The sequence below is a fragment of the Desulfosporosinus sp. Tol-M2 genome (genome assembly GCF_059735615.1).
The window spans coordinates 1-3,672 of the sequence record NZ_JCAIJG010000021.1 but is presented as its reverse complement, the minus strand read 5'-3'; the positions used below and the strand labels follow the sequence as shown (position 1 = coordinate 3,672).

At 41.3% G+C, this 3,672-nt stretch carries 3 protein-coding genes; all 3 read right to left on the bottom strand.

The window, feature by feature from the left end:
* Positions 1–283: 283 nt before the first annotated feature.
* From AC6I5A_RS00895 to AC6I5A_RS00885, 3 genes are read right to left on the bottom strand one after another with little or no spacing between them, the layout of a single operon-like run.
* Positions 284–1,345: a site-specific integrase gene (locus tag AC6I5A_RS00895; protein ID WP_497900385.1), complete on the bottom strand. Its 1,062-nt coding sequence runs from the start codon at positions 1,343–1,345 to the stop codon at positions 284–286.
* A complete protein-coding gene (locus tag AC6I5A_RS00890) occupies positions 1,329–2,321 on the bottom strand; it encodes a tyrosine-type recombinase/integrase (RefSeq protein WP_052167807.1) in 993 nt (330 codons plus the stop codon). The genes AC6I5A_RS00895 and AC6I5A_RS00890 overlap by 17 nt, the downstream gene beginning before the upstream one ends.
* Complete coding sequence (locus AC6I5A_RS00885) at positions 2,314–3,546, bottom strand: tyrosine-type recombinase/integrase (RefSeq protein ID WP_052167806.1); 1,233 nt, start codon at positions 3,544–3,546, stop codon at positions 2,314–2,316. Before AC6I5A_RS00885 ends, AC6I5A_RS00890 begins: the two co-directional genes overlap by 8 nt.
* Positions 3,547–3,672: the final 126 nt, after the last annotated feature.

Sequence of the window (3,672 nt, the reverse complement as noted above, 5' to 3'; positions counted from 1 at the left end):
GCAAGTGCCGCTGTAAATGGCTTTGGGGTGATGTCGTTAACAATCCAGGAGTCTTCGGCGATCACGCCGTCAAGGTAAATTTTTCCGGCGCCGGAATCTTCGTCCCGCTCCCAGTTCCAGAATTTCTTCATTCAGGTTCCTCCGTTTCTTTGATATCTGCGAACGCATTATGTGGAGCTCCACATAATCAGGCTTATGTTGAGTAAGTGATTATGTAGAGTAAAAGAAAAGCACCGACGTAAATCAGCGCTTTTCAGAGATTACTCTATTTAACTACTCAACATTATTTTTTGCTGAAGTTCTTCAGCCAGTTTGCCATATCATCCTCGACACTGCGGCCGCTTAGGTCAATAGATGAGTCTGGCAGTAGATCTGCTGGCTCTGGCATAGGAATCTCAGCTTTCGCCAATGCATCTCTTTTCATTGCTGTATCAGCTCGGGCGTATCGTTCAGTAGTATTCAGATCAGAATGGCCCAAAACATCACGGATATAAACGATGTTATTACCGGCTTGCAGCATGTGCATGGCTTTTGTATGTCTGAGAGTATGTGGAGATATTTTATCAGGAAATAGCACAGGATTTTCTGTTTTTCCTGCTTCCACATACTTTTCCAGGATATATTTGACTCCAGAACGAGTAAGTTTCCCTCCTGAGCGGTTGGTAAAAACATACTGTTCCTGTGAATCCAATAAGTTAATCTTCCACCGTTTAATGTACTCCTTTAGATAGTTCATTGTCTGTGGAAGAAGAGGGACAATCCGGGCCTTGTTGCCTTTGCCAGTTATCTTTACGATAGGCGGGGCTTCAAACCGGATGTCTTTAAACTTGAGATCAGTGACTTCACTGACTCTTGCACCTGTATCATAGGTAAATGCTAATAAAGTAAGGTCTCTGAGCCCATAATTGGTTGATGAATCTGGCTGCTTTAACAAACAACCCATTGCATCTGCAGAGAGATATGTCATCACCGGTTTTGCTGCTTTTTTAAGCTTAACGGCATATATTTCCTCGGATAGTTTTAGAAATTCAGGGTTTTCGGTAGCAAGCCATCGACAGAAGCTTCGTAATATAACAAAGCGCTGATTGCGCGATGTCAGGCTGCAGCCGCGACTGTTTTCAAGCCACTCAGCAAACTCAACAATAAGATTCTTTATCAAAAATGACATATCAAGCTTTTCCGGTGTGATCCGCTTTTCCGTTTTGAGAAAAACAATAAAAAGTGAAAAGACATCTCTATAAGAGAGAAGGCTGTTTGTCGAAAGACCTCTCTGTCCCGGCAGATAAACAGTAAGATATTTGTTCAGATAGTACCCAAAGGTTTCAGAATTAGATTTCTTCATCATCTTTTACCTCCGGAAATACTGTTGGCAAATGTAATTGCATGCTGTCCGTTATTGTTGAAAGGCGATCTTCTGTTAGTCGAATATATCTTTCCGTTGTTTCTAGCCCTACATGTCCAAGATATGCAGAAAGTATAGGCAGTGAAACGTAAAGATCCATTCCTTCATCAGAAAGCCGATTCATTGTGGTAACTGCAAATGTATGCCGAAAATCGTGAAGTCTTGGCCCACGAAGCTTACCTTCATAGGGAATTCTGCACTTTTCAAGAGTCAGACGAAAGCGGCCATAAACAGTTGAGGCTTTCAGGAGCTCTCCTGAGTGGTAATAAAATATGGGGGAATCAGAGGGAATTTTATCCTTCTGATATTCTACATATTTTTTTAATACTTGTACCATGGTGTCACTCATGGGTATCCAGCGATCCTTGTCGAGCTTAGCGTGACGCAGAGTAATTACATTGTTTTCAAAATTAATATCGTCGGTGGTAATAGCTAATGCTTCTGAAATACGAAGTCCACAGCTATATAACAATCGAAAGAGCACTGGAATGCATCTGTGTAGATTTGGACACCCTCGTACCGGTTTGAGATTATCAACCTCTTTCCAAATCAATGACAATTCTTCTGCCGTAAAAATGTGAGGAACAAAGGCTGTGTTTCTGGAACAACGGATATCAGGAATCCGCATCTGCATATAACCCAGAGAAAACATATATTTAGCCCATGCAGTCATTACTCCTGCATGATTGGATTTGGTTTTCTGACTTCTATTGTCATTTTCGTTGATCCAGTTAAATAATGCATCCTCTAGAACATTAGAATCAGGGTAGTGCTCCCGACAATAACGGCTAAAGTATCGAAGCGTTCTCTCTTCACTGACGTACTTTAACCCGGTAGCTCGTTTGAATTCCAGGAAATCCTGAAAAAACGATTCCAACTCTGATACTGGTATAGGTTTTAACGCAGTATCATTATTCATAATCAGGTACCTCCAATGCGCATTGACGAAGCTTTTCAATATCGATCTGTATATAGGACTTGGCAGTATTGGAATCCACATGGCCCAAAATATTACTGATTACATTCACAGGTGTATCTTTTTCCAGAAGTCTGCTGGCGAGACTGTGACGGAAAGAATGTAACCCATGCTGTCGATTGTCCTGGGCAACAATACCACTGCTTTCATAATACTTGTTAAACATGTGATAGATGATGCCGTGTGTCAGTTTCTGATAAGGAAGTACATGCTCGACAAATAATTCTTTGGCAATGGTTTGCGGTCTGCCGTTCATCCAATAATCGATAACTGCTTTTCCTATCTGCTCAGGAATAGGAAGTGTCAGAGGCTCTCCAGTCTTCTGCTGCGTAATGTTGATACAGCCTCGATTCCAGTCAAAATCTTCTATGGTCAACTGCAGGATATCACCTGTACGTAAGCCAAGATTGGCTGCGATTGCCATAATAGCATAGTTACGTTTACCTGTTGGGTTTGCGCGGTCTATGGAATTAAGCATCCGTTCTATCTCATCCTCGCTCCAAACCTTGTCTATTTTTGCCTTTGCATAGTAATAAATACGAGGCACAAACTCTGACAAGTCTTTGGAGGTTACCCTTTGTGCGTAGAAGAATTTTAAGCTTCTTACCAAGCTGCTCCTGATTGTTACTAAACTTGGTTTTGAATAATGAGTGATTGTTTTGAAGTAGTCATATAAATTGACTGCTTCTATTTTTTCGGGAGCAACATCCCGAGTATGGAGAAAACATACAAAGCGATATACATCGATTTCATGCTTTCTCCAAGTCGGGTCAGCATATCCATATGATTTTAGATCTTCAAGATACATTTTGCAGATGTTTTCATATTCTTCTGGCCATTCAATGCCTAATCCACGTGTGATTTTGGGGACAAATCCATGAAGCTTGAAATCAGTTAACGCTTTGAGGGCTCGCACTTTCTGAGACATATAAGGCGTAAGTTGTTCGCCATTCAGTTGGCTTTCCCCAATCGACACGCGGTATTTTTCGAGCATATACTGCTCAGCAAGTTCGGCGCTGTAATGTGTACTGCCTTTACTGAGGCCGAAATTATACACACTGCGCCAGGTGCGCATATAGCAGGTAACAGATGTGGAAGTAAAACCGTTTTCTTCCATGTGATCCCGTGCCCTGCGCATCAGTTTTAAGAACTCAACGTTACTGTTCATAGAACATCACCTCCATGACCAGTATAAAAAATTATGTTGAGTATTTATTGCTAAGACGCCGAAATAGGCGCTAGAAAATAATGTTTCTGTAAGTTGATTATGAGAACTCTACATAATCACTTACTC

Excerpts from the sequence above, each read along its gene's own strand:
- AC6I5A_RS00895 (WP_497900385.1), bottom strand. The coding sequence starts at position 1,345 with ATGATGAAGAAATCTAATTCTGAAACCTTTGGGTACTATCTGAACAAA.
- AC6I5A_RS00890 (WP_052167807.1), bottom strand. The coding sequence starts at position 2,321 with ATGAATAATGATACTGCGTTAAAACCTATACCAGTATCAGAGTTGGAA.
- AC6I5A_RS00885 (WP_052167806.1), bottom strand. The coding sequence starts at position 3,546 with ATGAACAGTAACGTTGAGTTCTTAAAACTGATGCGCAGGGCACGGGAT.